This window comes from Chryseobacterium lathyri, assembly GCF_003290185.1.
GTDB lineage: Bacteria > Bacteroidota > Bacteroidia > Flavobacteriales > Weeksellaceae > Chryseobacterium > Chryseobacterium lathyri.
Window position 1 is genome coordinate 1 of record NZ_QNFY01000042.1, and the last position, 846, is coordinate 846.

Annotated in this window: 2 protein-coding genes; both read right to left on the minus strand. The window is 39.0% G+C overall.

Annotation, left to right across the window (positions count from 1 at the left end; all coding sequences use genetic code 11):
• Window positions 1–288: DUF6443 domain-containing protein (locus DRF61_RS22425; RefSeq protein WP_157963430.1), on the minus strand; the 288-nt coding region annotated here is incomplete at its 3' end.
• Window positions 285–665: a four helix bundle protein gene (locus DRF61_RS22430; RefSeq protein WP_202974511.1), complete on the minus strand. Its 381-nt coding sequence runs from the start codon at window positions 663–665 to the stop codon at window positions 285–287. The genes DRF61_RS22430 and DRF61_RS22425, both read right to left, overlap by 4 nt.
• Window positions 666–846 lie beyond the last annotated feature (181 nt).

The window sequence follows — 846 nt, forward strand, 5'->3', positions numbered from 1 at the left end:
GACAACATCTCTTCCAAGCGGCGTAGCTTTGATGGCAACACTTTGGATAGGTCTTCCGAGCCCATCAAAATACTGAACAGATTCTGATTTTTTAGTGCAGTCCCCATCCAGACAGTTTTTGGTATAGATGTAGTTCTCAGTCGTACTGGGAGTTGTTTGCGCGTAGATGGTTAATGAAAAGAGAAGAGTGAAAAGTGAAAAATAACTTTTCGTTTTTAGTTTTTCACTTTTTATTTTTATCCCTGATTTTTCATTAATCATTTTTATTTTTCCATTATCTGTGATCATTTGTTAAGTTTTAATTTTGAGGTTTTAATACTTGCCACCAGCATGCTGATGAGCTCATGGGTACGTCTGGATGAGTCTTCAAAATATTCCGCATCTATATAATGAGTCCGATGCAGGAGCTCCAGCCAGTAACAGGTTTCGTTTGCTTCTTTTAATGCAATGGAAAGTTTACTGATGAAATCTGCCTTACTCTGGGCAAACTCTGCTTCTCGTATTAATGCGCCAATGGCTGTTCCACTGCGAAGCAGTTGTTTTGACATCACAAACTCCTTAGATCCTGTCAACCTCTTGTATTGCTCAACGATATGAATACTGAAAACAAAACTTCTGTCTTTCAGCACATTCTTATTTTTAATTTTTAATTCTTCATTCATCATTCACTAGTGTTTGTAGTTGTACTGGTTCTCCTGTAGTGTTTTCCCGTCTGCGTCCTTTACTTTAATCAGTCTGCCTGCATTATCATAGGTATTTACCGTTCTGATTCCGTTCGCGGAAATGGAGTTCGTTACTCCCACCAGAGGATCATACGTGGTTGCCGTGACCGTGTAATTCTTCAGG